The sequence below is a fragment of the Adlercreutzia muris genome (assembly GCF_008831045.1).
Classification (GTDB): Bacteria; Actinomycetota; Coriobacteriia; order Coriobacteriales; family Eggerthellaceae; genus Adlercreutzia; species Adlercreutzia muris.
This window is the reverse complement of sequence record NZ_WAJS01000008.1, coordinates 48,036-72,970: the sequence shown is the minus strand read 5'-3', so window position 1 is coordinate 72,970 and position 24,935 is coordinate 48,036. Positions and strand designations below refer to the sequence as shown.

Sequence of the window (24,935 nt, the reverse complement as noted above, 5' to 3'; positions counted from 1 at the left end):
GCGGGGCGCGGCGGTTCGGTTTCGCGGTAGCATAGGCACCGAGCAATTCCGATACCCGAGGAGGCCCTGTGACGAAAATCGCAATGACCACGCCGCTGGTGGAGATGGACGGCGACGAGATGACCCGCATCATCTGGCAGATGATCAAAGACGAGCTGATCTGCCCCTTCGTGGATCTCAAGACCGAGTACTATGACCTGGGCCTGGAGCACCGCAACGCCACCGACGATATGGTCACCATCGAGTCGGCCGAGGCCACCCAGCGTCTCGGCGTGGCCGTGAAGTGCGCCACCATCACGCCGAACGCCGCCCGCATGGACGAGTACGATCTGAAGCAGATGTGGAAGAGCCCCAACGGCACCATCCGCGCCATGCTGGACGGCACGGTGTTTCGCACTCCCATCATCGTGAAGGGAATCGAGCCTTGCGTGCGCAACTGGGTGAAACCCATCACCATCGCCCGCCACGCCTACGGCGACGTGTACAAGAACGCGGAGATCCGCGTGCCCGGCCCCGGCAAGGTGGAACTGGTGTACACCGGCGACGACGGCACCGAGATTCGCGAGCTGGTGCACGAGTACGACGGGGCCGGCGTGGCCCAGGGCATGCACAACCTGGACGCCTCCATCGCCAGCTTCGCCACCAGCTGCTTCGAGTTCGCCCTGGATACCAAGCAGGACCTGTGGTTCGCTACCAAGGACACCATCTCCAAGAAGTACGACCACCGCTTCAAGGACATCTTCCAGGAGATCTACGACGACCAGTACGCCGAGCGCTTCGAGGCGGCGGGCATCGAGTACTTCTACACCCTCATCGACGACGCCGTGGCCCGCGTCATGAAGGCCGACGGCGGCTTCATCTGGGCCTGCAAGAACTACGACGGCGACGTGATGAGCGACATGGTGTCCTCGGCCTTCGGGTCGCTGGCCATGATGACCTCGGTGCTCGTGAGCCCGGCCGGCGTCTACGAGTACGAGGCGGCCCACGGCACCGTGCAGCGCCACTACTACAAGCATCTGGAAGGCAAGGAGACCTCCACGAATTCTGTGGCCACCATCTTCGCCTGGTCCGGCGCCCTGCGCAAGCGCGGCGAGCTGGACGGCCTGTCCGAGCTTATGGCCTTCGCCGACCGTCTGGAAGCGGCTACCCTGGATACCATCGAGGCCGGCGAGATGACTGGCGACTTGGCCCGCATCACCACGCTTGAGAATCCGACCACCCTTTCCACGGGCGAGTTCATCAAGGCCATCGCCCGCCGTTTGGCCGCTTAGCGCACAAGGGCCCATGCTGCTGGGCCCTTGCTCCTCTTGTTTGGAAATCCTGCTTTTTGGGACAAATCAGTTGGAAAATATGCTTTTTTGGGTTTGAGAAACTACCACTCTGACCTGCGAGAACTCAGAAATCAGCAGGTCAGGGTAGTGTACAGAAAAGCATATTTTCCAACGCCCGAGTGTGCGAAACGCCCCTGGTCGTGCCCCGCCGCACCCGCTACTTTGCGAGCGCCTGGGGAAGCGCTGCGGGGTTCACGCAGGCCTCGGGGGCGCGGCCGAGCACCACGTCGATGGCGTTCTGCGTGCAGCGCTGCCGCAGCTCCACGGCCGATTCCTCCGACCAGTAGGCCGCGTGCGCGGTGAGCACGGTATGCGGCGCGCGCATGATGGCCGCGTCGGCGGGCACGGGCTCGGTCTCGAACACGTCGATGCCCGCGCCCCAGAGCCTTCCCGCCTCCAGGGCCGCCGCCACGGCGTCGGTGTCGATGACGGCGCCGCGGGAGGTGTTCACCACGATGGCGCCTGGGCCCAGCAGGGCGATGTTGTCGGCGTTCAGCAGGTGGCGGGTCTCGGGGGTGAGCGCCGTGTGGAAACTGACCACGTCGGCGGCGCGCAGGGCCTCGTCGAAGGCGAGGTAGGGAAAGCCCTCGGCGGTGAGGGTGCCCGGCTGGCCGTGGCGGTCCCATACGACGACGGAGAAGCCGAGGGCGGCCGCCTTGACGGCCGTGGCCCGGCCGATGTTACCGTAGCCCACCACAGCGAAGGTGCGGCCGCGCACCTGGCCCAAGGGCCGGCGGCGCGCGAAGTCCCACACGCCGGCGCGCATGTCGGCGTCGATCTCGTTGATGCGCCGCAGGCATGCCAGCGCGAGCGCGATGGCATGGTCGCTCACCACTTCGGTGCCGTAGGCCGGTACGTTGCACACGGCGATGCCGCCGGCCGTGGCCGCCTCCACGTCGATGTTGTCCACGCCGGTGCCGGTCTTGCTGATGACCCGGGCGGCCGGCAGGGCGGCGACCACCTCGGCCGTGAAACGGCCGTAAGAGGTGATGATCCCGTCGGCACCGGCCGCATGGGCGATGATCTCGTCGGCGGTGCAGTGACGGCTGTGGCTGAAGCTCGTGAACTCAATGCCCGCCGCCTCCACCATGGCCCGCTCGAAGTCGCAGTCGTCGAAATCGAAGTCCACCATCGCAATGGTTGCCATGGCCCCTCCCTTCCGCAGGTTCGCTGATCCGTTGAGAACGCCATTGTAGCCTCCACAGGCCGTCCTGCCGACGCACCGGGCGCGGCAACCCTTATACTGACAAGCCCCGTCGCCCAACGGCTCGGCGGCTTTCCCGTCCGAGCGTGCGGGCCGGGGTGCACCTATCGGTAGATCGATCAGATGGGAGTTCCATGATGAAGAAGCTTGAGGGGCGCGTGGCCATTGTGACCGGGGCCAGCTCGGGGGTGGGCCGCGGCCTGGCCAAGGTGCTCGCCGAGAACGGCGCGAAGATCTGCGCCTGCGCCCGCCGTGTGGAGAAGCTCGAGGAGCTGAAGGCGGAAGTGGAGGCCTTCGGCGGGGAGGTGCTGCCCGTGGCCTGCGACGTGACCGACGTCGATCAGATCAACAACGTGGTGGCCCAGTGCGCCGAGCGCTTCGGCGGCATAGACATCCTCATCAACTGCGCCCAGGGCGCCATGGAGTACCGCGAGATCAACGATGTTGACGAGGCCTACGCCCTGGAGGCCTTCGAGAGCGGCCCGCTCGCTTCCATGATGTTCATGAAGGCTTGTTTCCCCTACCTGAAGGAGAGCGGCCACGGTCGCGTCATCAACACCGCCTCGGCGGCCGGCTACGATGGCAACGCCGGCTTCGGCGCCTACGGCATGGCTAAGGAGGCCATCCGCGCCATCACCCGCACGGCGGCCAACGAGTGGGGCAAATACGGCATCACGGTGAACGTGTTTCTGCCCATCATCGCCACCGACTTCTTCCGCGAGACCCAGCCGGCAGCCCTGAAGAGCCTGGAGGCGAAGACGCCGCTCGGCTACATCGGCACCACCGAAGCGGACTGCGCTCCGCTCATCGTGTTGCTCGTCAGCGACGAGGGCGGCTATTTCACCGGCCAGTCCTACATGGTGGACGGCGGCATCCACAAGCATTCCTAAGACTTGCGCACCTCTTGGAGCCGCCTTCAAAAATGGGCCCCGCTAGGGGTTGCGGATATTCCCGCGGCCGAAAAAAGTTGCGGGGCTTGACAATCGTGGTATGATATGGGGCTGTACTTGTACCGTCAGCACACGTGAGGAAGTTAGTCAATGGATTTGGCCAAGCAGGCAAAGATCGTCGACGGCATTCATGATACCCTGAATGATTTCGTCGGTCAACGACTGAAGGTGCGCGCCAACATGGGCCGCTCGAAGATCGTCGAGAGCGAAGGCGTGCTCACCCAGGTTCACCCGCAGCTGTTCATCATGGAGGTCGATCGCAAGCGCGGCCGCACCGCCCGTCAGTCCTACCAGTACGTGGACGTGCTCACCGGCATGGTGGAGCTGTCCCAGAACGGCGAGCCCTTGTTCGCGCCCTTTGTGGACGAGTCCATGGAGCTGATCGACTACGTTATGGAGGAGCGCGTCGTCTCCTAAAGGAGAGTTGACAATCTCCTTCAAATGGGGCAAACTACTGCCTTGCGCGAAAGCGCTTACCTTCGTGGGGATGTAGCTCAGCTGGGAGAGCATCACGTTCGCAACGTGGGGGCCGAGGGTTCGAATCCCTTCATCTCCACCACGGAATTCAAACGGGCCTTGGAATGTTCCAGGGCCCGTTTTGCGAGTTGGGATGCCGATATGCCATCAAATCTGCAGTTATGAGCTTCAGTGTTACCGCTTTTGGCGAAATAACACTATCTGATTGTTCCTGACCTGGGTTTTTACGATCTGAATGTGAACCATGGGTCGTCAACGGGCCTTCGAGACGCTCATAACTGCAGATTTGGATACAAAGGCAGGCGGTTCGTCGGCAGAGCGTGGCGTTGCCTAAGAGATTGCGGGCTCGGGCGATGTGCCCGCATCGTCAAGGCACCGGCTTAACGTAAGGAAGAAGGGGCTTCGTGGAATTGTCGCCGGAGAAAGACGAGATGCGGAAGCACTTTCGGGCACTGCGGGCCGCCCTGCCCGAGGCTGAGCGCTGGGCCATCGACGGGGCCATTGCGGCGTCCGTCCAGCGCCTGCCGCAGTTCGCCGCGGCCGATGCCGTTTTCACGTACCTGAGCTTCGGGGCCGAGGTGGACACGCGCGGGCTCATCGGGGCAGCCCTGGAGGCGGGAAAGACCGTGGCGCTGCCCCGGGTGGTGCCCGGTACGCGGTCTATGGACTGGTACGCGATCGATTCCCTCGACGGCCTTGAGCGCAGCCCCCTCGGCATGGAAGAGCCTCCCGCCGATCCGACCCGCGCGGTGCGCGCCGTCGACTTTGCGTGCCCGGTGGCCCTCGTGCCCGGTCTCGCCTTCGACGGCGCGGGCTACCGCCTCGGCTACGGCGGCGGCTTCTACGACGGCTTCCTGCCCGCCTTCCCGGGAACGGCGGTGGGCCTGTGCCGCGCCGCCCAGCTCGTCGACCGCCTCGCTGGCTGGGAGCCCCACGACGTGCCCGTGTCCCTCGTGGTGACGGAGCGGGGCGCCGCGGCCGCCCTCTAGCCGAACCAGGCGCCGGCCAAGGCGCGGATGCCGGGCTCGATGTCGTCCTCGGCGATAGAGGAGAATCCTACGAGCACCGTGGAGCTCACGTGCCTCGCCGGATCCGTCCAGTACTTCTTGGTGGGGTACACCGCCACGTCGGCCTCGGCGGCCCGGCGCACCAGCTCGTCTTGGGGCCGGCCGTCGCGTACGCGCACGAGCAGGTGCAGCCCCGTGCCGTTCTCCAGCATCTCCACGTCGTTGCCCATGGTGGCGCTCAGCACGCGGGTGAGCGTCTCGTACTTGCGACGGTTCTTCGCCTGCACGCGACGTAGGTGCCGGTCCCACGACCCGTCGGTCATGAAGCGGGCGAGCACCTGCTGGTTGAGCCACGGCACCGGCGAGTAGGAGCTCGCGAAGGCCTCACGCCACCGGTCGCGCAGCGGCTCGGGCAGCACGAGGTAGTTGATGCGCAGGGCCGGGGAGAGCGATTTCGAGAATGTGCCCATGTAGATGACGCGCCCGCGCCGGTCCATGGAGGCGAGCGGTGGCAGCGAGCGCTCGCGGTAGCGGAAGTCGCGGCAGTAGTCGTCCTCCAGCAGGTAGGCGTCGTGGCGTTCGGCCCACTTTAGCACCGCCTCGCGGGTGTCGGTGGGCATGACGCGGCAGGTGGGGAACTGGCTGGAAGGCGTGAGGTAGGCGAGGCGCGCGCCCGAGGTCTCCAGGTCGTCCAGAAAGGCGGCGGTGCCGAGTCCCACCCGGCATGGAGCCAGCGGGAAGCGCGATCGCTCGATGACCGTGCGCACGCCGTCGTAGCCCGGGTCCTCCATGGCCACTGCGTCGCGGACGGGGTCGAAGAGTGCGAGCAGGTTCTGCACGCTCGTCTGGGTGCCTCCCTGGACGACGATCTGCGCCGGGGTGCAGTCGATGCCCCGCTGGGTGGAAAGCCGCCAGGCGATGGCCGCGCGCAGGCTCTCCTCGCCGAACGGGTCGTTGTAGGCGTCGCAGCCGGTGCTCTCCACCGACAGCAGGATGTCGTCGGTGATGGCGCGCCAAGTCATGGCCGGGAAGGTTCCGGGCTCCAAATCGCCGTAGGTGAAGTCGTAGCGGGCCCGGCTCGCCTTGGCGCCGATGAGCGGCTCGGCCAGCAGGGCGCCGCGGTCGGCATCGGCCTGCACGAAGGCGACGTTCTGCACGATGTACCCCGAGCCTGGCCGGCTCTTCACGTAGCCCTCCTGGGCGAGCAGCGCGTAGGCGTTCTCCACGGTATTGCGGGCGCAGCCCAGATCGGCGGCCATGCTGCGAATCGGCGGCAGGCGCGAGCCCTCGGGCTGGCCGCCCTCCTCGATGCGGTGGCGCAACTGGTCGAAGAGCTGTTGGTAAAGCGGCGTGTCCAGGCGGTCGTCCAGGTGCATGGCTCATCTCCTCGCAGGTTCGGCGGCAGCTCCATGATAGCAAAATGAGGACATTTCATGAATGCGTCCCCATTGTTCAAAGAACCGTCCCCATCACTTTCGAGAAAACCGTCCCCAAACTCGTGTATCGTCCCCAAATATTCGGGGTAGAGCGTCCCTTTCTCGAAAGATTGTCCCCCTTGTATGCTGGCAGCAGCAAGGGACGGAGAGGAACCGTCCCCAACACATCGGAGGGGGTGCGTTATGAGGATCGTCGCTGCTGCGGGAGCCGCCGCGGTGTTCGCCGCCGGCGTCGCCCTAGCTGCCGCCCCGCCGCCTCTGCCCCTGCTGCGGCCGCCGGGAGCGGCGTCTCCGGTCGATTTCGCCGCCCGCTGCATCCGCTGCGGCCGCTGCCTGGAGGCCTGCCCCTACCAGGCTATTCACGCGGCGCCCCTGAACGCGGGTCGCGAGGCTTCCACGCCTTTCGTGAACGCACGGGCCCAAGCCTGCCGCCTGTGCGTCGATTTCCCCTGCGCCGCCGCATGCCCCACCGGGGCGCTCTCCGTGCCCGCCGAGCGCGCCGACGCCGCCATGGGCACGGCCGTCGTGAACGAGGAGACCTGCCTGTCGTTTCAGGGCATGCGCTGCGAGGTGTGCTACCGGGCCTGCCCGCTCATCGACGAGGCCATACGTATCGACTACCGTCCGCGCGAGGGCGACGATATCCACGCGGTGTTCGCGCCGCAGGTGAATGCCGAGGTGTGCCCCGGTTGCGGCCTGTGCGAGCAGCGCTGTCCGGTGAGCGATCCGGCGCCCGCCATCGTGGTGGTGCCCGCCGGCGCCGATGCGGACGATTACGGGGCCCGGCGCAACGGGCATGCCATTGGGGGACCCGGGGCTGTGCGCCCCTGACCGATAAGGGAGGAATACCATGGAACTCACTCGACGCGCTTTCGTGAAATCCACGGCGGTGGCGCTCGCCTCGGCGGCGGCTGCCGGCACTATGGCCGGCTGCTCGTCGCTCGCGGGCACGGGCGCCGATTCGGCCGCCCTCGCCGGCGACACGGTGAAGACCGTGGGCGTGTGCCGCTTCTGCGGCTGCGGCTGCGGGGTTATCGTGGAGGCCAAGGACGGCAAGGTGATCTCGGTTACCGGCGACCCGGAGAACGGCTCGAGCCGCGGCCTCAACTGCGTGAAGGGCTACTACCTGGCCCGCGCCCTCTACGGCGAGGATCGTCTGACCAAGCCGCTCATCCGCGACGATGCGTCCACCAAGGGCACCCCCGACGGCTTGCGCGAGGCCACCTGGGAGGAAGCCCTCGACCTGGTGGCGGGAAAGCTGCGCGACACGTGGAAGGCCGACAAGAGCCGGCTGGCGTTCTGGGGCAGCGGTCAGCAGCCCATCGTGGAGGGCTACTGCACCGCCAAGTTCTGGAAGGCGGGGCTGCTCTCCAACAACATCGACCCCAACGCGCGCCTGTGCATGGCCAGCGCCGTGGTGGGCTTCATGAACGTGTTCCAGACCGACGAGCCGGCCGGCTGCTACGCTGACATCGACGAGACCGACGTGTTTGTCACCTGGGGCGCCAACATGGCCGAGGCGCATCCCATGCTGTACTCGCGCCTGACGGCTCGCAAGCTCGCCGACGGGAACGTGCGCCACTACGACGTGACCACCATGACCACGCGCACCTCGGCCTCGGCCGACAAGGTGATCACCTTCCGCCCGGGAAGCGACATCGCCATCGCCAACGCCATCGCCAACTACCTCATCGTGAACGACAAGTACGATCACGACTTCGTAGCCGACCACGTGCAGTTCAAGCAGGGCACCGAGAATCTCGGCAACGCCACCGACGACGGCTACGACAAGTCCGACATCGGCCAGGCCGTGGACACCGTGGAGCCCATCGACTTCGACGCCTTCGCGGCGCGCCTGGCCCCCTACACCCTGGAGTACGCCGCCGAGATCTCCGGCGTGCCGGCCGAGGACATCCAGGAACTCGCCGAGGTGTTCGCCGACAAGGGCCGCAAGGTGCTGAGCCTGTGGACCATGGGCGTGAACCAGCACAACCGCGGCACGTGGATGAACCACTGCATCTACAACATCCACCTTCTCACCGGCCGCTACGCCCGCCCCGGCGACGGCGCCTTCTCGCTCACCGGCCAGCCCACGGCCTGCGGCACTGCCCGCGAGGTGGGCACCTTCTCGCACCGCCTGCCCGCCGACCTGGTGGTGAAGAACCCCGACCATCGCCGCTACACCGAGGCCATCTGGGACTTGCCCAACGGCTATCTGGATGCCATCGAGACCCCCGGCTTCCACACGGTGAAGATGTTCCGCGAGCTTTCCAAGGGGAACATCGACTTCCTTTGGAGCGCCCACAACAACTGGGCCGTGTCCATGCCGAACCTCACCCGGTTCCTCGGCAAGGGCGATCTTGCGGGCATCAACGACGCCTTCATCTGCGTGGCCGAGGTGTACCCGACGCTGTCCTGCCAGTACGCCGACGTGGTGCTGCCCGCGGCCATGTGGGTGGAGCGCGAGGGTGCCTTCGGCAACGGCGAGCGCCGCACGGCCGTGTTCGAGAAGGCGGTGGACGCGCCCGGCGAGGCGAAGTGGGACCTCTGGATGCTCATGGAGATCGCCAAGCGGGTCCTCGCCGGCGAGCAGATCGGCGGCGAGGACGCCTTCGACCACTTGTTCGGCGCCTGGTACGATGCCGATGCGGCCGCCTTCAAGGGAACCGACCGCGAGGTGTGCGCGAGCATCTGGGAGGAGTACCGCACCTTCAGCAACCCGAGCCTGAACCCCGATGCGGAGGCCATCAACGCCGAGGCCAAGCTGAAGATGGAGGCCAAGCAGCTGGCGCCCTACGAGGAGTACATCCACAACCACGGGCTCACCTGGCCGGTGCGCGAGGTAGACGGGAAGTGGCTGCCCACCCTGTGGCGCTTCTGCGACGGCAAGCAGGAGGACGGCTTCGACGAGCACGGCGTGGAAACCTACGGCGCGCACGACAAGGCCGGCGGCGTGAGCTTCTACAAGTCGGCCGACCAACGCCCCTCGGTGGTGTTCCGCCCCTATGAGCCGCCGGCTGAGGAGCCGAGCGAGGAGTACCCGTTCTGGTTCTCCACGGGGCGCTTGCTGGAGCACTGGCACACCGGGTCGATGACCCGCCGCGTGCCCGAGCTCGCCCGGGCGCTTCCCGAGGCGCTGCTGGATGTGAACCCGGCCGACTGCGAGCGTCTGGGGGTGACCGACGGCGATCGCGTGCGGCTCACCTCGCGCTTCGGCACCTGCGACATCACGGTGTCCACCGCGGGGCGCACCCGGCCGCCCGAGGGTATGGTGTTCGCGCCGTTCTTCGCCGAGGAGACGCTCATCAACCTGGTGGTCCAGGACACCTACTGCCCGCTTTCCAAGGAGCCCGATTTCAAGAAGACCTGCGTTTCCATCGAGAAGATTGAGGGGTAGCGCCATGAAGAGGAAAAAGACGATCGCGGCCGCCGTGCTGGCCGGCGCGCTGGGCCTGGCGGCGCTGGGCGGATGTTCCGAGCCTATGGCCGACACGGGCGCGACCTACAACCCGGGCGAGCCGCCGCTCATGCCGGCGAGCCACGAGGGGCGCTACGAGCGCCTCGGCGCGAATGGCTGCTACGGCTGCCATGGGTCGAGCGATACGGCTGAGGTGCTCTTGAGCATGGCCACGCCGCTGCCCGCCGACCACTATGTGGGAGGCGACGCCGCCACGCGCGCCATCGACGGCCCCCGTGCCGAGTGCATCACCTGCCATCCGGTGAGCCAGGAGTAGTTGCCGTGGTGGGAAGGGCGGCCCCGCTGCCTTTCCCGCTGCTGCAGGAAGGAGCGAGCATGGAAGACGAGAAGCTGGTCATCTCCTCGCTGATTGTAGAGGCGCGTCCCGAGGCCGTGTCCGCGGTGACCGAGGCGCTGGCGGCCCTGGAGGGGGTGGAGGTGCACGAGGTGAACGGCTACAAGATCGTCGTCACCATCGAGGCGCCTTCGACGGGAGCATCCCACGAGGTATCGAGCCGCATGGTGGCGATCCCCGGCGTGCTGAACGTGAACCTGGTGTACGTGAACTTCGAGGACGAAACGCTCGGGTAGCGGCTCTTCGCCGGTCGGGACCATGGGGTATTCTGATTCGCTCAGACAGTCCTCGCTTTGTGGAGCAGTCCTCTGGACTGCTCCAGTCGCTGCGGAACTCGCTCGGTCAGAACACCCCATGTTCCCTCTACGCATTGCCATTGTTGAGGAGAAAATTGTGACTCGGTCTATGGGAAAGATAACGCTGGCTCGGCGGATCGTTCAGGTGGCGATGCTCGGGCTGTTCTGCTTGCCGCCGCTGTTGGCCGGATGGGGCTTGGCGGGGCTGTACGCGGGCGGCGATGGGGAGGTTGCCACGCCGGCCGAAGGTGTGTTCTTCGGGAGTCTCTCGTCGTCCTCGGCGGCCGGCATCCCGCTGCTCGACCCGCTCGTGGCCCTCGAGGTGCTCGCTTCCGGCTACGGGCTGGCGGCAGTGGGCCTTGCGGGGGCGGCCCTCGTGGTGGTGGCCTACGGCCTGGTGCGCGGGCGGGCCTTCTGCGGGTGGGTATGTCCGGTGAACCTCATCGGCGAGGGTGTTGACGCCCTGCGCCGTCGCCTCGGCATCGCGGTGCCCGAGCGGGTGCTCGACCGCCACGTGAAGATCGCCGTGGCCGCGGCCGTGGTGGCGGTATCGGCGCTTGTGGGCTTTCCCGTCTTCGAGACCGTCTCTCCCATCGGCGCGGTGAACAAGGGGCTCGCCTTCGGCGGGTTTGCCGGGGCGGGTACGCTTGCGGCCATCGTGATCGCCGAGCTCTTCGTGAGCCGGCGCGTGTGGTGCCGCTCACTGTGTCCGCTGGGCGGCCTCTTCCAGGTCCTCGGCCGCGCGGGCCAGATGAACGTGCACATTAACCACGACGCCTGCGTGCACTGTGGTCGATGCGAGGAGGCGTGTTTGGCCGATCCCGTCATTTTGGCGCCCGCGCTCTCGGGCGACGACGTCATCGTGCGCGCCGGCGACTGCATGGCCTGTGGCGCCTGCGTGGACACGTGCCCCGCTCGGGCGCTGAGTTTCTCCCTCGGCCGCCTTCCCGCGCGGGCGCAGACCCGGCGGGAGGAGCGCGATCCCGTGGCAGAATCCTAGGAAGCGTCGGGTTGGCCCTCGCTCCGTCCCCACCAATGAGCGGAGAACCGTCCCTTTTCGCGGGAGGCCCCTCGCGGTAGTCTCGTGTCAACGGAAGCTGCGCCGATGAGCGCGGCCGATCAAAGGAGGGAACCATGAGAAAGTCGACGATGCGCATCGCTGCCACGGCCGTAGGCACGGTGGCGTTGGTGGCGGCCCTGGCCGCTTGCGCGCCCGCGGGATCCGGCAACCCGCAGGAGCCCGCGACAGGTGCCGGTACGTCCGAGCCTGTGGCCGCTCCGGTCGAGACCCCCGAGGCCGACGAGTTCGGCGTCGTGCTGGCCGACAGCTGGAAGGACATCTACCCGGGCCAGTACGCCACCTACAAGGCCAACGAGGCCAACAGCCCCGAGGGTAAGATGAACTACCTGGAAGAGTACCCGGAGCTGGCCACCATGTACGCCGGTTATGGCTTCGCCAAGGGCTACGACGAGGCCGCGTCCCACAGCTACACGCTGCGTTCCATCTCGGAGACGCCGCGCGTGAACGACAAGACCCTGGCCAACTGCATCACCTGCAAGACGCCGCAGTTCACGGCCATGGTGAACAGCGAGGGCGACGAGGCCTACGCCCGCCCCTTCGCCGAGGTGCTCGCGCAGATGAGCGAGCCCATCAGCTGCTACAACTGCCATGAGAACGACCCCACCCAGGTGGTCGTCACCCAGCGGCACTTCGCCCATGCCATGGGCTCCGATGCCGAGCAGGTGCCCGTGGAGGCCCAGACCTGCGGCCAGTGCCACAACGAGTACTACTTCGATCCGGACACCAAGGCCACGAGCAATCCCTACGAGGGGTTGGCGGCCATGGACGCCGAGGCCATCTTGGCCTACTATGACGAGATGGGCTTCAAGGATTGGGAGCACCCCGAGACCGGCGCGCCCATGCTCAAGGCCCAGCATCCCGAGTTCGAGACCATCTACGGCGCCGAGCAGTCTTCCATGGCCAAGCAGGGCTACAGCTGCGCCGATTGCCACATGGCCCCCGTCTCCGACGAAAACGGCGAGTACAGCTCCCATGAGCTGGTGAGCCCCTTGGAGAATCCCGCGATCACGGAGCAGTGCGGCAGCTGCCACAAGGACATCGCGGGCGAGGTGCGCGGCTGGCAGAAGGAGGTTACCGACCGCGAGCACGCTATCGCCGCCGACATCAAGCGCTACACCGACGAGCTGGCCGCCCAGAAGGACAGCCTGGATGCCGACAAGCTGGCCCAAGCCCAGCAGATTCAGCGCCATGCGCAGTTCTACTGGGACTATGTGATGGTGGAGAATTCCGAGGGTGCCCACAACTATAAGGCCGCCCACGCCAACCTCGACAAGGCCGAGGCCCAGTTGGAAGAGGGTTTCGCCCTGCTCGGCATCGCCTAGGTTCGGCTCATTCATCCACTCGCGCGGGAACCCTCCCTCCTGCGCTTCGGCCCGGCGCGCATCCCTCAGCGGTGCGCGCCGGTGCTTTTTGCGGGGCAGCGGCCGGGCGGCTCCGCCGCGCCCAGCCCATTGCGAAAATGTTGCGTTTGCGCTGATCTGCTGGTTTCGGCGGAGTTCCCGCCCGCGCCCGCGCGTGTTTCGGCGATACTGGCCGATGGTATTTTTCAGACCGTCGGGGAGGCCGGTCTGGCTCATCGACGGAAACAGGAGGATTATGAACGCGAAGATGAAGAAGAGGATGATCGCCGTCTCCGGCGTCATCGTCATCGTGCTCATCCTGGTGCTCGCCTTTGTGGGCGGCAACACCGCCGCCACCACGCTTTCGGTGGCCGAGGCGGCGGAGAACCCCCAGGCGGGCCAGAAGGTGCAGGTATCGGGCAACGTGGTGCAGGATTCCTTCGCCACCACCGACAACGTGCTCACCTTCAAGATCTATGACCCGGAGGGCGATCCCGCCACCCATCTGGAGGTGCGCTATGACGGCGCCGCCTCCTCCACCTTCGGCAACGATGTGACCGCCATCTGCACCGGCAAGATCAACGAGGCCGGCGTTCTGGAGTGCAGCAACTTGGTCACCAAGTGCCCCTCGAAGTACGAGAACGCCGACAACGCCCTTCAAGTGTCGCAGCTGCTCGGTTACGGCAACGAGGTGATCGGCAAAGTGGTGAAGGTGACCGGCACCGTGGCCGAGGGCACCCTGACCGCTGCGGGCCAGGGCGACCGTTTCGTGCTGGCCGAGTCCAGCGACAAGAGCGTCGTGCTGCCCGTCACCTTCGATGGGGCCCTGTCGGATGAGGTGACCGATGGCGCCACCGTGGTGCTGACCGGCGCCATGACCGACGACGGCAAGTTCGCCGCCACCGACGTTGCATTGGAGGGCTAGGCCATGGGTGTCTCGATGATCGGCCTGCTCGGCCTTTTGGTAGCCTTCGCGGGCTGCGTGATTTCGGTGCTGTGCCTGGGCGTGGCCCACATCCTGTACAAGAAGCGCTCCTTCGAGCGCTCCGAGACCTTCGCCTGGGGCGGCCGCCTTGCCGCCGTGCTCGTGGCGGCGGCCCTCACGGTGTGCTGCGCCGTGCTCGTGTGGTGCTTCTTCACCGGCGACAACTCCATCCAGTACGTGCTGGACAACCGCTCCAACTCGGTGTCCGACATCGCCTGGCTCTACAAGCTGGCGGGCCTGTGGGCCGGCCGCCAGGGGTCGCTTCTGTTCTGGGCGTGGCTCATCGCCGTGTTCAACTCCGTGCTCGTGTTTGCCACGCGCAGGGGTACGCGTCCCCTCGATAACGGGGCGCTGTGCATCGCCCAGCTCGTGCTGACGGCGTTCGTCTCGGTGCTGCTGTTCTCCGAGGCCAACATGCCCTTCCTGACCACCGATTCCCGCTACTTCGCCGAGAACGGCGTCCTGAACGCCGCTGCCTCCATGCGCTCCATGAACGCGCTTTTGGAGCACTGGGCCATGGCCATCCACCCGCCCACGTTGTTCATCGGCTACGCGGGGCTCACGCTGCCCTTCGCCTACGCCGTGGCGGCGCTTATCGTGGACGACGATTCGGCCCTGTGGGTGAATCGTTCCACCGGCTACCTCATGTTCTCCTGGCTTTTGCTCGGCATCGGCATCGGCCTGGGCGCCGTGTGGGCCTACGTGGTGCTCGGCTGGGGCGGTTACTGGGGCTGGGATCCGGTGGAGAACGCGAGCCTGCTGCCGTGGCTTGTGGGCGTGGCCCTCATCCACTCCTTCACTGTGTATCGCCAGCGCGGCGCCTTCAAGCGCTGGAGCGTGTTCTGCGCCTGCCTCACCTTCTGCTTCGTGGTGCTGGGCACCTTCATCACCCGCTCGGGCCTCGTGCAGTCGGTGCACGCCTTCGAGGGCGACCCGGTGTCGCTCGTGATGTTCGGGGCGCTCATCGTGCTGTCGCTTTTGGCCGGCATCGTGGGCCTTATCGTGCGCCGCAAGAGCTTCGGCGCGGTCAATGCGGCCGATGACGACATCGAGTCCATGGCGTCGAAGGAGGCGGCCTACTACGTGAACAACCTCATCATGGTGGTGTTCGCGGTGCTTCTGGCCTACATGACCGTGTCCTCGGCCCTGCCGAGCTGGCTGCCCTTCGGCGGCCAGTCCCTGTCGGCGGGCACCTACAACGCCATTGCCCGGCCGCTTGGCATCGCGTACCTGGCCGTGCTGGCCATCTGCCCACTTCTGGGCTGGCGCCGCACCGACAAGAAGGCCTTCTGGCGCGCCGCCCGGGTGCCGGGGCTGTGCGCGCTCGTGCTGTTCGTCGTGCTGATGGTGTACTTCGCCACGTACCTGCTGCCCAGCTACAACGCCATGATCGCCATGGGCGGCACCACGGCCGAGGGGCTGCTGGAGCAGGGGGCGCCGGCCTACTACAACGGCCTGACCGTAGTGGGCTTCGCCGTGGCGAGTCTGCTCGTCTTCAACGCCCTGTTCATGGCCGTGCGCGCTCTCAAGCGCGTGACCGGCGCCACGCTGCGCCGGCGGCTGTCCCTGTTCGGCGGCTCGGTGGCCCATGCGGCCATGGGCGTCATCCTCGTGGGCCTCATCGGGTCGTCCATGTACGTGACCGAGGTGACCGACTATGTGCCCTACAGCGAGGACGAGGACGCCACTGTGGAGCCCTTCGTCATTCAGGACTTCGAGCTGCAGTATACAGGCAATAACATCGAGGAGCTGGGCAACGGCAACGTGAAGTACACGGTGTACTTCGACGCCTACCGCGACGGCGCCTTCGTGGGTTCTGTGGCCCCGGCCGTGCAGGTGGTGGGCGCCACCCAGCAGCAGAAACTGGAGGCGAGCGTCATCAGCTTCCCGCTGGAGGATCTGTTCGTGGTGTACCGCGGCGTGAACGAGAACGGCGACTTCTCCATGGATGTGCGGGTGAACCCGCTCATCTCGCTGGTGTGGGTGGGCTTCGGCCTGCTCATGGTGGGCTGCCTCATCCCGCTGTTCGCCAAGCGCGCGGTACGGCGCGAGGGCGATGAAGGCGACGACGAGCCGGTCCGCGTCCTGGCGGCCGAGGCTGCCACTGCCGACGAGGCTGCCGATGAGGCTGCTGCGGCCGAACGCCCCGGTATCGTGGAGGCGACCGTGGCCGAGGAGGTGGCCCTCGTGGAGGACGCCGAGGGGGATGCAGCCGCCGGGGCCGATGAGGCCGCTGCCGATGGCGCCGATGACGCCGCTGGCGATGGCGCCGACGAGGCTGGCGCGGCTGGTGCGGGGGAGGGCAAGTGAACCCCGCCATTACGGTCGAGCATCTAACGAAGTCGTTCGGGGGCCGCAAGGCTGTCGACAACGTGTCCTTCACGCTGCCCGAGGGGGCCTTCCTCTCGGTGTTCGGCCCCAACGGCGCCGGCAAGACCACGCTTCTGCGCATGCTGGCCACCCTGGCGCGGCCCACCGAGGGCGCCATCACCCTGGCCGGCATTAACCTGAAGGAGGAGCCCGAACAGGCCCGCGAGGCCATCGGGCTCATCTCCCACAACCCCATGCTGTACCCCGACCTCACGGCCGAGGAGAACCTGCTTCTGTACGCGAAGCTCTACGGAGTGCGCGACCCGCAGAAGCGCGTGGTGGAGCTGCTGGACGCTGTGGGATTGAAGCACCGCCGCCTCGATCGGGTGCGCACCTTCTCCCGCGGTATGACCCAGCGGGTGTCCATTGCCCGGGCCTTGGTGAACGACCCGTCGGTGGTGCTTTTGGACGAGCCCTATTCGGGCTTGGATCCCCACGCCATGCGCATCTTCGACGAGCTCATCGCATCGGTACGGGCCAACCGCACCTTCGTCATGGTGAGCCACGATTTGGACAAGGGCCTCGCCCTGGCGAGCCACGTGCTGGTGCTGGCCCGCGGTCGCGTGGTGCACTTCGGCGAGAAGGACCAGATGAGCCCCGACGAGTTCGCCGACCTGTACCGCACGACGGTAGGAATGGGGGTGAGCTAGATGGAGGATCGCCACGGAACGGAAGCCTCCGGGAATTCCGATTCGCTCAAACAGTCCTCGCTTGGTGAAACAGCCCACCGGGCTGTTTCAGTCGCTGCGGAACTCGCTCGATCGGAACACCCGGAGTCCTCCGATGCGTCTTCTGCGGCTGAGCGCGAAGGGACGCGCAGCGCCCTCTGCCAGGCGCCCTCGACCTGGACGCAGTACAAGACCCTGCTCGCCAAGGACCTGAAGGCGGAGTTCCGCACCAAGGACATGGTGGTGTCCATGGGCATCTACGCCTTCTTGGTCATCGTGGTGTTCGGCGTGGCCCTGTCCTTCGCCCGTCCCGGGGCGGAGTTTCTGGAAGTGTCCGGCGGCCTTCTGTGGGCGCTCGTGGTGTTCACATCGCTTCTGGGCCTGAACCGCTCGTTCGCCAAGGAAACCGAGAACGGGTGCTTGGAGGGCCTGCTTTTGGCGCCGCTCGACCGCGGCGTGATCTTTCTGGCCAAGGCGACGTCGAATTTGGTGTTCCTTGTGTTGGTGGAAGTGATCGCCGTGCCGCTGTACTGGGTGTTCTTCTCCAGCTTCGCGGCCCCGGCCGAGACGGGCTGGCTTTTGGTGGCGCCGCTCGTGCTCGGCAGCATCGGCATCGCCGGCATCGGCACCATGCTGTCCACCATCACCGCCGCCACCCGCGGCAAGGACGTGATGCTGGCGCTGCTGTTCGTGCCCGTGATCTTCCCCTTGCTGTACGCCTGCGTGTCGGCCACTACCTGCGCGCTCGTGGGCGGCGATGTGTTCGCCGACGGATTTCTCACCTCGCTGGCGCTCGGCGCTGGCTACGATGTGGTTATGATTCTTGCCAGCTGGGTGCTCTACGATTTCGTGGTCAACTGAAGGAGACGACCTGATGCTGCGGTTCCGACAGGCACCCGCCCTTCGCGCTCAGAGCTTACCTTCGCGGCACGAAGGCCGCTCAGCCGCTCTTCAAGCGAATTGCAGGCACCTGTCGCAACCTCGCTGACTTATGCTCAACCGGTACTATGGGAAATAATTTTGGAGAGGAGAACGAGTGACTGATAAAACGTTGAAGCTGCCCGAGGCGGGGCAGTGGCCCGACAAGCTGGTGGCGCCGGCGCTCATTGCGGGTGCGGTGCTGACCACCATCGGGTTCCTCATGGCGTTCTTCACCGTGGCCCCCGTGGGCGGTGCCACAGTGAACGGCGCCGAGCTCATCGGGGACGTGATGGTGTCCCAGAAGATGCTCCTGTCCCAGAAGATCTTCTACTTCCATATGCCCGTGGCCATCACGTCGTTTCTTGCCCTGGGCTTCGGGTGTTACTACGCCGTGCGCTTCCTCATGACGAAGAACCGGCGTTTCGACACCTGCTCGCGCATTTGCCTGGAAATCGCCCTGCTGTTCGTGGTGCTCACCATGATCACCGGCGAGATGTGGACGCGCTTCGAGTGGGGCGTGTGGTGGAGCTGGGAGCCGCGCCTGACCACCTACCTCATCCTCATGCTCATCGTGATCGCCTACTTCGTGCTGAGAAGCTCGGTGGACGAGCCGGAGCGCCGCGCCACCTTTGCCGCTGTGGTGGCCATCATCGCCACCATCGACGTGCCCATCTGCTTCATGATCACGCGGCTCATTCCCTCGTCCATCCATCCGGTGGTGCTGCGCGAGGGCGGCATGAGCCCCGAGATGGGCCTGTGCGTGGGCCTGTGCGCGCTCGGCATGCTGCTTGTGGGCTTCGCCCTGTACCGCGCCCGCTTCAATCAGGTGCGCCTCACCCAGCGCGTTGACGCGCTCAAGGAAACCCTCGACGACGAACGCTAGGAGATAGCCATGAACCCCATTCTCGCTGACATCTATTCCACCATCCTGCCTTCGGCCCCCTATATCATCGCGGCCTATGCGCTTTTGTGGGTGGCCCTGCTCGCCTACGTGCTCATCATCTTCCGCGGTACGAAGAAGGCCACCGCCCAGCTCATGCTGCTGGAAGAAGCCGTGGCCGACCAGCAGGCGAAGGGCGAGTAGCCGCTTGCCCGCCATGGCCCGTTCGAGCGATGGCGGCACACGAAGACCAGCGTGTGCTCAGTCCGCGCGCTCGATGTTGGCCAAAAGTCGGGCAATGCGCAATGATTGCAACCGGCTCAGGCTCCCTAAAACCCAGCAGCCGCTTCCAAGCGGGAGCGATGTCGATCGCGCCCGCTTCTGTTTTCGCCCCTGCAGCCAGATAGCGTCAATGGGCGAGGCGGCGTTAGGGCCAAAGGGCCCAGCGCGCCGCTGCAGGACGCCGCGATGACCCAGGCCCAGTAAAGGCCGAACTCCAAACACGGGCCCTCCTGTCGCAGTGTCATCGGATATGTTGCGGTCGTACCCTGCTCTTCTCTCAAAACTCATGGCGTTGTGCCGTTTTCAGCGATATTTATTTCAATCCGGCCAACCCGGCGGGCGATGGCCGCTGACACATCCTCCACCAGCGCCAGAGCATCGGGCACGATATCGATTGCGTCCGCTGCTGCTTTCACCGCCCTTCCTCGCGCAGGGTGACACTTCTGAAAATATGGGAATGCAACGGCACGACTTCTCAAAATTCTTGAGAAGTTGCTCATGCATTGAAGATGATGCCTGGGGAAGGGAGGCGTTGCGCGGGGCGGCCGCTTGTGCCCGCGGTGGTGGCGGGCTACAATGGGGCCGGCTCGATCAGCGGGTCTGCCTTCGCTCCGTCAGGCACGGGCTCCTCCGGCAATGATGGGTGGGTGGGCCGCCCTTGTCCCGTCAGGTGCGACCTGGCCCTCTGGCGATGTCGACGGGCGGAAAGCGAGGGCACCATGGCCTTTGACGAGCGGTATTCCAGTACTTCCTTCACCACCGCCCCGGCAACTTCTTCGATCTGCCCTTTGCGGGCATCGCCACCTTCATGAAGGCGCGGCTGTGCCCGAGTTTGGACGACTTGCGTCCGGGCGATGCCGACGTGGCCGTTCTCGGGTTTCCCTACGATCTGGGAACGAGTGCGCGCTCGGGGGCTCGCATGGCGCCGCGGGCGGTGCGCGATGCCTCCACCGTCTACGCCGATGGACTGCGGCGCCTTTACGTCCGGTGCTCGACGAGATGTTCCTCGACGAGGGGCAGATCATCGTCGACTGCGGTGATGTGGACGTGAGTCCCTGCGGAGGCGACCAGGCTTTCCGCAATTTGGAGGCGGCGGTGCGAAAAGTCCTTGATCTCGGAGCGGTGCCGGTGGTTATCGGCGGCGACCACGCCACGCCCATCCCACCCCCATCTTCCGTGCGCTGGACCGCTTCAGTGACCTGTGCGTGGTGCAGGTGGACGCTCACCTGGATTGGACGGACAGTTACGGTGAATTTCGGGAGAGTCACAGCTCGCCCATGCGGCGGGCCTCGGAGATGCCGCATATCACCTCCATGGTGCAGTTCGGCCTGCGAGGGCTCGGCAGTTCGAGACCGACCGCCTTCGCCGATGCGCGCCAGTGGGATAGCGTGCTCGTGCCGGCGCCCCAGGTGCACCGTGACGGCGCGGAGGCGGCTTGCTCCCTCATTCCCCAGGCGCCCTGCTACTACATCACCGTGGATATCGACGGTCTCGTTCCCTCCATCTGCCCTGGTACCGGCTCGCCCCAGCCAGGCGGTCTTCTGTACGACCAGGTGCGAGAGATCATCCGTGCCGTGGCGGCGCGGGGCCCCATCGTCGGATTAGATGTGTGCGAGGTATCGCCGCCCTATGACTGGGCGAACCAGACTTCCCTCTATGCGGCGCAGCTCATCTTGGACGCCATCTGCTTCGCGACGAAGGGGATGGCGTCCCGCTAGCCTGTCGGGTGGGAAAGGGGCGCCTCCGGAGAAGCGCCCCGGCTCCTCCGGAGGCGCTCTCTTAGCGGTCGAGTGCCTGGCAGGAAGGAGCGGTTTCCTTCGGTGACGAGGGCTCCTGAACAGCGAGGGCCCGCGACGGCGAACGTCGCGGACCCTCGGCATGGGGATGGAAGCGGCTGGGAGGAGCGGCTACTTGCGCTGCGGGGTGTCGATCTTCTCCACGGCCACGTACACGTATCCCGGGGTGCCCTCGGCGGGCAGGTCGTTGTAGGCCACCATCTCGGCGATCTCGGCCGCCGTGGCGCTGGCGGGCTCGGTCTCAAGCAGGTAGGGGGTATCGGCGCGGCGCTCCATGGCCTTCTGGAAGTCCTTGGTGCCCACGAACACTTCCTGCTTGTAGGGGTTCACGCCCAGCTTCTTGGCGCGGTACATGATGTAGGCCAGGGCGGCGACGTTCGCGAGGAGCGCGATGAGCGACACCGCGAGGTTCACGTTGGGGTTGTTCACGGAGTTAGCCGCGAAGATGGAGTCGTTGGCGAACATCGGCACCATTTGGCAGAACATGCACCACATGGACAAGGTGAAGGCGCGGTTCTGGATCCAGCCGCCCTTGTTCCACAGAAGCCCGGCGATGGTCGGCGCCAGCAGCAGGGCCACGCCGCAGTACCAGGAGTGGGTGGGCAGGCAGTTGTAGGTGTAGCAGAAGTTCCACAGATCGTAGGCGATGATGAACACCCAGGTCATATCGGGCCATAGCATGTCCTGGCGCTTCTTGGAGATGTAGATGCCGAACCAGCCGGTCATGCAGGCGATATTAAGCAGGCCGGCGATGCCGTTGAACACGTTGTGCCAGCCGCCGTAGAGCGTGACGCCCTCGGTGGACACCCAGGTGGTGCCCCAAGCGCGAAACGCGCTCTCGAAGTCGCTCACCACGGCGATGAGGATGTTGATGGCCACGATGACGAAGGGGAAGGCCTTGAACCAGTGGGAGCGGCCGATTTTGCCCCAGGAGTACTTGAGCATCATGAAGCCGATGCAGCCGGCGGTGGCAGCATACACCTTGGCATAGTGGAACCAGCTGTTCATGTCGGTGTGGGTGGGGTTGGTAAGCGCCCATTCGGCGCCGGCCGCCGCGCCGATCTCCACGGCGAGGCAGTAGACGGTCATGGCGCCGCACACGCCGAAGAACATGAAGCATCCGCCGAACTTGGTGCGGCGGGCGAACTCGTTCAGCAGGATGAGCAGGACAAGAACGAGGGCGAGGCCGAGCCATTGGTAGGCGGCGTTGGGGCCGTACACATCGAAGAGCATGGGTATCCCTCCTTATTAGATACCGGGTAGGGAAGCTCGTCGCGGCCGGGGCGGATCGGCGGGCGCGGGTGCGCCTTCCGGCCCGCGTCTCCGACTCGGCCGCGACGGCTGCGCAAGGGATGCTTGCGGTCGTTGTCCCGTACCTTACTCGCCTTCGTATCTTCAGTCAATATCCATAAATTATCAATTTGGTAGTAGTTGACGGAATGTTAAATTTCGTCAATATATCCTTGCTATACGGGTAAAACGCTGATATGCTCCGCAGCAATAAGTTCATGATTGTAAATAAAAGAAAACTTTCATGAAGAAATATCAGTCCAACAACGGCGAATGATTGGAGGGACTATGAACGGCGTGAGGACAACGGCGGCGCTCTGTGGCGCCACGGCGCTCGTGCTGGGACTTTCCGGATGCGGGGCCAGCTTCGAGGGCTCCGGTTCCAAGGATGCGGCTACGGCCGAGCAGCTGGCCCTGCATACCGAGGACCCCTGGGCGGCCGAGGTGACCGCGACGGGGGCGGCCCGGGCCGAGGGCGATCTGCACGATGGGGTGTACACGGGGCACGGCCGCGGCATGGAGGGCTGGATCTCCGTGACGCTGCTCGTGGACGACGGGCGCCTGACATGCTTGGAGACCGCCCAGGACGGCGAGAGTCAGAGCCGCGGGGGCTACGAGGCCATCCGCGACGGACGCTACGCCGCCATGATCGAGGCGGCCCAGGGCGCCGACATCGATGCCATCGCCGGGGCCACCATCACCACGGCCGGGGTGAAACAGGCCGTGGAGGATGCCCTCGCCCAGGCCCAGACCGGCCGGGCGGCCGACAGCGCCGTTGCGGGTGCCGGCGCGGACGCACCGGGGGGTGCGGCCGATGGCGAGACCGACGGTGCCGCAGCCGATGGGGCCGGCGCCGCATCTGGCGAGGGTGCTGCCGCAGCCGACGCCGCCGCGCCCGCCAACAATCAGGAGGTGAAGAGCCGTGAGTAAGTCTTCTGCCACCGGCGCCCTCTCGCGCCGCGCCTTTCTGACCGGATCGGCCCTGGCCGCGGCCGGGGCCGCTGCCGCGGGGCTACTTACTCCCGAGGCGGCCCTCGCCGCGAGCGCCGAGCGCCGGGGCGACTGGACGCGGGAGGGCGACCCTGTGGCCGCCCCCAACCCGAGCCATGCCACCAACGCGAGCGCCGCCGACGGCACCTACCGCGAGCATGATGCCGCGAGCTTCCCCGCCAACGACGCCACGCCCATTCCGCCTCGGGACGTGCCTGCGGCGTGGGACTACGAGTGCGACATCTGCGTGGTGGGCGCCGGGGGCGGTGGCCTGAACGCCGCGGCCCGCGCCTGCGAGCTGGGGGCCGAGGTCATCTGCGTGGAGGCCATGGGGCTTCCCGGCGGCAACGCCCAGGAGGCGGGCATGTGCGGCATCCTCGGTGGCTACTCCGGCCAGGAGGAGAAGAAGTTCGCCTTCCCGAGCTACCCCTTCTCGCCCCAGGCCCTCACCGACTGGGCCATGGACGAGTACCACTACGCGGCCGACCCCAAGCTCATCTACAAGATCGCCGAGGAAGGGGGCAAGAGCCTCGATTGGATGGCCGACTGCGGCGTGCACTGGCGTCTGGGCGAGGTGCCCGTGTACGTGGCCCCCAAGCGCTCGACCCTGGACCACCACGTGCTGAAGATGAAGGACGCCACTGACGCCATGTACAACTACGGCTACAAGCACGGGGTGGACTTCCACTTCCAGAGCCCGGCGGCGGCCCTCGTGCAGGACGGGGACGGGCGCATCGTGGGCGTCGTGGTGAATGAGGACTACGGCGCGGAGAAGTTCATCCACGCGAAGCGCGCCGTCATCCTCACGGCCGGCGGCTTCTGCAACAACAAGGCGCTACTGGACAAGTACATCCCCACGGCGGCCATGGGCTGCGCCTCCAGCTATCTGACGGCCGGCGAAACTGGCGAGTGCTTCCGCATGGGGCTCGGAGTGGGGGCCGATGTGTCCGGCTTCAACAGCTCCGCCTCTTTCGACGGTGGCGTGGACTGGCAGGCCGAGGGCGGCACCTGGGCGCGGTTCCTCTACGACGGCATGACCCAGCTGTCGCGCCAGCCGTGGTTGACCATCGACCGCTGTGGCAACCGCCTGCGCTACATGGACTCCCGCGTGGCCGAGGACGGCGCCAACGCCATCTACGCCCTGGGCGACTTGGCCACTATTCAAATGACCCCGCCGGGCCACCGCTCCTACATCGTCTTCGACGCGAATTACGAGGATCATCTGGCCGGGTTCGCCCAGGAGCACTGCCGCAAGCTGCTGACCCCCGATCTGGAGCAGATCGAGAAGGTGCCCGAGCACTACCGCGACTGGCACCACGGCGTGGCCGACGCCATCGAGGCCGACGTGCTGAAGCGCCGCGACACCCTGGAGGAGCTGGAGGCCGATCTGGGCCTGGCCGAGGGGGTGCTCACCGAGGCGGTGGCGAAGTGGAACGAGGCCTGCGAGCGGGGCGAGGACGACTTCATGTACCCCATGCCGCCCGAGTGGCTGCACGCCATCACCGAGCCGCCCTTCTACGGCTGCCGCATCGGCGGCAACCTCTACGGCACCAAGGCTGGCCTGCTCATCAACGACCAGATGCAGGTGGTGGGTGTGAACGGCCGCATCATCCCGGGGCTCTACGCCGGCTGGCACACCGCGGGCGGCGCCTGCGGCGAGAACAGCTACATCGGCGACCCCATCCTGGGCTCGCTCATGGGGGATGTGGGCCTGGCGTTCTGCGGCGGGTACCTCTGCGGCACCTCGGCGGTGGAAAACGAGATGGGCGAGGCCTAAGGGCGCGCTTGGAACGCGCGGGGCGCAAGGCGCTCCGCGGGA

General features: G+C 66.2%; 24 protein-coding genes, 1 tRNA gene and 1 pseudogene. 22 read left to right on the top strand and 4 right to left on the bottom strand.

The window, feature by feature from the left end; translation table 11 throughout:
* Window positions 1-68: 68 nt before the first annotated feature.
* The gene (locus F8D48_RS03815) at window positions 69-1,271 is read left to right on the top strand and encodes an NADP-dependent isocitrate dehydrogenase (RefSeq protein WP_151430018.1); all 1,203 of its coding nucleotides are present in this window, start codon (window positions 69-71) and stop codon (window positions 1,269-1,271) included.
* Window positions 1,272-1,488: 217 nt separating this feature from the next.
* On the opposite strand, the gene F8D48_RS03810 is transcribed toward F8D48_RS03815, so the two are convergent.
* Complete coding sequence (locus F8D48_RS03810; RefSeq protein ID WP_151430017.1) at window positions 1,489-2,478, bottom strand: C-terminal binding protein; 990 nt, start codon at window positions 2,476-2,478, stop codon at window positions 1,489-1,491.
* A gap of 191 nt (window positions 2,479-2,669) precedes the next feature.
* Between F8D48_RS03810 and F8D48_RS03805 the strand changes: the two genes are divergently transcribed.
* From F8D48_RS03805 to F8D48_RS03790, 4 genes are all read left to right on the top strand, one after another.
* Entirely contained in the window at window positions 2,670-3,425 is a 756-nt protein-coding gene (locus F8D48_RS03805) for an SDR family NAD(P)-dependent oxidoreductase (protein WP_151430016.1), read from the top strand.
* 150 nt (window positions 3,426-3,575) lie between these two features.
* Entirely contained in the window at window positions 3,576-3,902 is a 327-nt protein-coding gene (locus F8D48_RS03800) for a Veg family protein (protein WP_016308269.1), read from the top strand.
* A 66-nt stretch (window positions 3,903-3,968) separates the two neighbouring features.
* Window positions 3,969-4,044: transfer RNA gene (locus F8D48_RS03795), tRNA-Ala, on the top strand.
* A 322-nt stretch (window positions 4,045-4,366) separates the two neighbouring features.
* Window positions 4,367-4,951, top strand: coding sequence for a 5-formyltetrahydrofolate cyclo-ligase (locus F8D48_RS03790; RefSeq protein WP_151430015.1), 585 nt, complete (start codon window positions 4,367-4,369; stop codon window positions 4,949-4,951).
* Here the strand turns inward: F8D48_RS03790 and pdxR are convergent.
* A complete protein-coding gene (gene pdxR / locus F8D48_RS03785) occupies window positions 4,948-6,345 on the bottom strand; it encodes a MocR-like pyridoxine biosynthesis transcription factor PdxR (protein ID WP_151430014.1) in 1,398 nt (465 codons plus the stop codon). The two genes, F8D48_RS03790 and pdxR, sit on opposite strands and share 4 nt — an antisense overlap.
* 243 nt (window positions 6,346-6,588) lie before the next feature.
* Here pdxR and F8D48_RS03780 point away from each other — a divergent pair, with 243 nt between their 5' ends.
* The 12 genes from F8D48_RS03780 (at window position 6,589) to F8D48_RS03725 (ending at window position 18,962) form a co-directional block, all read left to right on the top strand.
* On the top strand, window positions 6,589-7,236 hold the full coding sequence (locus F8D48_RS03780; RefSeq protein ID WP_016308271.1) for a 4Fe-4S dicluster domain-containing protein: 648 nt from the start codon (window positions 6,589-6,591) through the stop codon (window positions 7,234-7,236).
* A 19-nt stretch (window positions 7,237-7,255) separates the two neighbouring features.
* The gene (locus tag F8D48_RS03775; RefSeq protein WP_151430013.1) at window positions 7,256-9,802 is read left to right on the top strand and encodes a molybdopterin-dependent oxidoreductase; all 2,547 of its coding nucleotides are present in this window, start codon (window positions 7,256-7,258) and stop codon (window positions 9,800-9,802) included.
* 4 nt (window positions 9,803-9,806) lie between these two features.
* Window positions 9,807-10,139, top strand: a complete 333-nt coding sequence (locus F8D48_RS03770; RefSeq protein ID WP_016308273.1) for a nitrate reductase cytochrome c-type subunit — start codon at window positions 9,807-9,809, stop codon at window positions 10,137-10,139.
* Between the two features lie 59 nt (window positions 10,140-10,198).
* A complete protein-coding gene (locus tag F8D48_RS03765) occupies window positions 10,199-10,453 on the top strand; it encodes a chaperone NapD (protein WP_240806209.1) in 255 nt (84 codons plus the stop codon).
* Window positions 10,454-10,610: 157 nt separating this feature from the next.
* The gene (locus F8D48_RS03760; RefSeq protein ID WP_240806208.1) at window positions 10,611-11,513 is read left to right on the top strand and encodes a 4Fe-4S binding protein; all 903 of its coding nucleotides are present in this window, start codon (window positions 10,611-10,613) and stop codon (window positions 11,511-11,513) included.
* Between the two features lie 134 nt (window positions 11,514-11,647).
* A complete protein-coding gene (locus F8D48_RS03755) occupies window positions 11,648-12,916 on the top strand; it encodes an ammonia-forming cytochrome c nitrite reductase subunit c552 (RefSeq protein ID WP_135970239.1) in 1,269 nt (422 codons plus the stop codon).
* A 274-nt stretch (window positions 12,917-13,190) separates the two neighbouring features.
* The gene (locus F8D48_RS03750) at window positions 13,191-13,859 is read left to right on the top strand and encodes a cytochrome c maturation protein CcmE domain-containing protein (RefSeq protein WP_151430012.1); all 669 of its coding nucleotides are present in this window, start codon (window positions 13,191-13,193) and stop codon (window positions 13,857-13,859) included.
* A 3-nt stretch (window positions 13,860-13,862) separates the two neighbouring features.
* Complete coding sequence (locus tag F8D48_RS03745; protein WP_205717320.1) at window positions 13,863-16,229, top strand: heme lyase CcmF/NrfE family subunit; 2,367 nt, start codon at window positions 13,863-13,865, stop codon at window positions 16,227-16,229.
* The gene (locus F8D48_RS03740) at window positions 16,226-16,939 is read left to right on the top strand and encodes an ABC transporter ATP-binding protein (protein WP_135970241.1); all 714 of its coding nucleotides are present in this window, start codon (window positions 16,226-16,228) and stop codon (window positions 16,937-16,939) included. The genes F8D48_RS03745 and F8D48_RS03740 overlap by 4 nt, the downstream gene beginning before the upstream one ends.
* On the top strand, window positions 16,940-17,818 hold the full coding sequence (locus tag F8D48_RS03735; protein ID WP_135970242.1) for a heme exporter protein CcmB: 879 nt from the start codon (window positions 16,940-16,942) through the stop codon (window positions 17,816-17,818).
* A 175-nt stretch (window positions 17,819-17,993) separates the two neighbouring features.
* Window positions 17,994-18,761 (top strand): cytochrome c biogenesis protein, encoded by a 768-nt coding sequence (locus F8D48_RS03730; RefSeq protein ID WP_136433549.1) that lies wholly within the window; start codon window positions 17,994-17,996, stop codon window positions 18,759-18,761.
* 9 nt (window positions 18,762-18,770) lie between these two features.
* A complete protein-coding gene (locus F8D48_RS03725) occupies window positions 18,771-18,962 on the top strand; it encodes a hypothetical protein (RefSeq protein ID WP_028026540.1) in 192 nt (63 codons plus the stop codon).
* Window positions 18,963-19,324: 362 nt separating this feature from the next.
* Here the strand turns inward: F8D48_RS03725 and F8D48_RS12095 are convergent, their stop codons facing one another.
* Window positions 19,325-19,456: a hypothetical protein gene (locus tag F8D48_RS12095; RefSeq protein WP_257475583.1), complete on the bottom strand. Its 132-nt coding sequence runs from the start codon at window positions 19,454-19,456 to the stop codon at window positions 19,325-19,327.
* Window positions 19,457-19,848: 392 nt separating this feature from the next.
* On the opposite strand from F8D48_RS12095, the gene F8D48_RS12245 reads away from it, so the two are divergent.
* The 3 genes and pseudogenes from F8D48_RS12245 to F8D48_RS03715 all read left to right on the top strand — a co-directional run bounded on the left by F8D48_RS12245 (window position 19,849) and on the right by F8D48_RS03715 (window position 20,758).
* Window positions 19,849-20,091: an arginase family protein gene (locus F8D48_RS12245; protein WP_151430011.1), complete on the top strand. Its 243-nt coding sequence runs from the start codon at window positions 19,849-19,851 to the stop codon at window positions 20,089-20,091.
* Window positions 20,082-20,144: pseudogene (locus F8D48_RS12240) on the top strand (hypothetical protein); the annotation flags it as partial. The gene F8D48_RS12245 and the pseudogene F8D48_RS12240, both read left to right, overlap by 10 nt.
* 65 nt (window positions 20,145-20,209) lie before the next feature.
* Window positions 20,210-20,758, top strand: a complete 549-nt coding sequence (locus F8D48_RS03715; RefSeq protein WP_170272715.1) for an arginase family protein — start codon at window positions 20,210-20,212, stop codon at window positions 20,756-20,758.
* A 189-nt stretch (window positions 20,759-20,947) separates the two neighbouring features.
* Here the strand turns inward: F8D48_RS03715 and F8D48_RS03710 are convergent, their stop codons facing one another.
* Complete coding sequence (locus tag F8D48_RS03710) at window positions 20,948-22,069, bottom strand: DUF5692 family protein (RefSeq protein WP_236650713.1); 1,122 nt, start codon at window positions 22,067-22,069, stop codon at window positions 20,948-20,950.
* A 345-nt stretch (window positions 22,070-22,414) separates the two neighbouring features.
* Here F8D48_RS03710 and F8D48_RS03705 point away from each other — a divergent pair, with 345 nt between their 5' ends.
* Both F8D48_RS03705 and F8D48_RS03700 read left to right on the top strand, forming a co-directional pair.
* On the top strand, window positions 22,415-23,056 hold the full coding sequence (locus F8D48_RS03705) for an FMN-binding protein (RefSeq protein WP_151430009.1): 642 nt from the start codon (window positions 22,415-22,417) through the stop codon (window positions 23,054-23,056).
* A 154-nt stretch (window positions 23,057-23,210) separates the two neighbouring features.
* A complete protein-coding gene (locus F8D48_RS03700; RefSeq protein ID WP_420868749.1) occupies window positions 23,211-24,893 on the top strand; it encodes an FAD-dependent oxidoreductase in 1,683 nt (560 codons plus the stop codon).
* The last annotated feature ends 42 nt before the right edge of the window (window positions 24,894-24,935 follow it).

What these genes read in the sequence shown, in the direction of transcription:
- F8D48_RS03805 (WP_151430016.1), top strand. Translation starts at nt 2,670, where the DNA reads ATGATGAAGAAGCTTGAGGGGCGCGTGGCCATTGTGACCGGGGCCAGC.
- F8D48_RS03770 (WP_016308273.1), top strand. Translation starts at nt 9,807, where the DNA reads ATGAAGAGGAAAAAGACGATCGCGGCCGCCGTGCTGGCCGGCGCGCTG.
- F8D48_RS03745 (WP_205717320.1), top strand. Translation starts at nt 13,863, where the DNA reads ATGGGTGTCTCGATGATCGGCCTGCTCGGCCTTTTGGTAGCCTTCGCG.
- F8D48_RS03705 (WP_151430009.1), top strand. Translation starts at nt 22,415, where the DNA reads ATGAACGGCGTGAGGACAACGGCGGCGCTCTGTGGCGCCACGGCGCTC.
- F8D48_RS03750 (WP_151430012.1), top strand. Translation starts at nt 13,191, where the DNA reads ATGAACGCGAAGATGAAGAAGAGGATGATCGCCGTCTCCGGCGTCATC.
- F8D48_RS03725 (WP_028026540.1), top strand. Translation starts at nt 18,771, where the DNA reads ATGAACCCCATTCTCGCTGACATCTATTCCACCATCCTGCCTTCGGCC.
- F8D48_RS03765 (WP_240806209.1), top strand. Translation starts at nt 10,199, where the DNA reads ATGGAAGACGAGAAGCTGGTCATCTCCTCGCTGATTGTAGAGGCGCGT.
- F8D48_RS03710 (WP_236650713.1), bottom strand. Translation starts at nt 22,069, where the DNA reads ATGCTCTTCGATGTGTACGGCCCCAACGCCGCCTACCAATGGCTCGGC.
- F8D48_RS03810 (WP_151430017.1), bottom strand. Translation starts at nt 2,478, where the DNA reads ATGGCAACCATTGCGATGGTGGACTTCGATTTCGACGACTGCGACTTC.
- F8D48_RS03780 (WP_016308271.1), top strand. Translation starts at nt 6,589, where the DNA reads ATGAGGATCGTCGCTGCTGCGGGAGCCGCCGCGGTGTTCGCCGCCGGC.
- F8D48_RS03800 (WP_016308269.1), top strand. Translation starts at nt 3,576, where the DNA reads ATGGATTTGGCCAAGCAGGCAAAGATCGTCGACGGCATTCATGATACC.
- F8D48_RS12245 (WP_151430011.1), top strand. Translation starts at nt 19,849, where the DNA reads ATGAAGGCGCGGCTGTGCCCGAGTTTGGACGACTTGCGTCCGGGCGAT.
- F8D48_RS03775 (WP_151430013.1), top strand. Translation starts at nt 7,256, where the DNA reads ATGGAACTCACTCGACGCGCTTTCGTGAAATCCACGGCGGTGGCGCTC.
- F8D48_RS03735 (WP_135970242.1), top strand. Translation starts at nt 16,940, where the DNA reads ATGGAGGATCGCCACGGAACGGAAGCCTCCGGGAATTCCGATTCGCTC.
- F8D48_RS03755 (WP_135970239.1), top strand. Translation starts at nt 11,648, where the DNA reads ATGAGAAAGTCGACGATGCGCATCGCTGCCACGGCCGTAGGCACGGTG.
- pdxR (WP_151430014.1), bottom strand. Translation starts at nt 6,345, where the DNA reads ATGCACCTGGACGACCGCCTGGACACGCCGCTTTACCAACAGCTCTTC.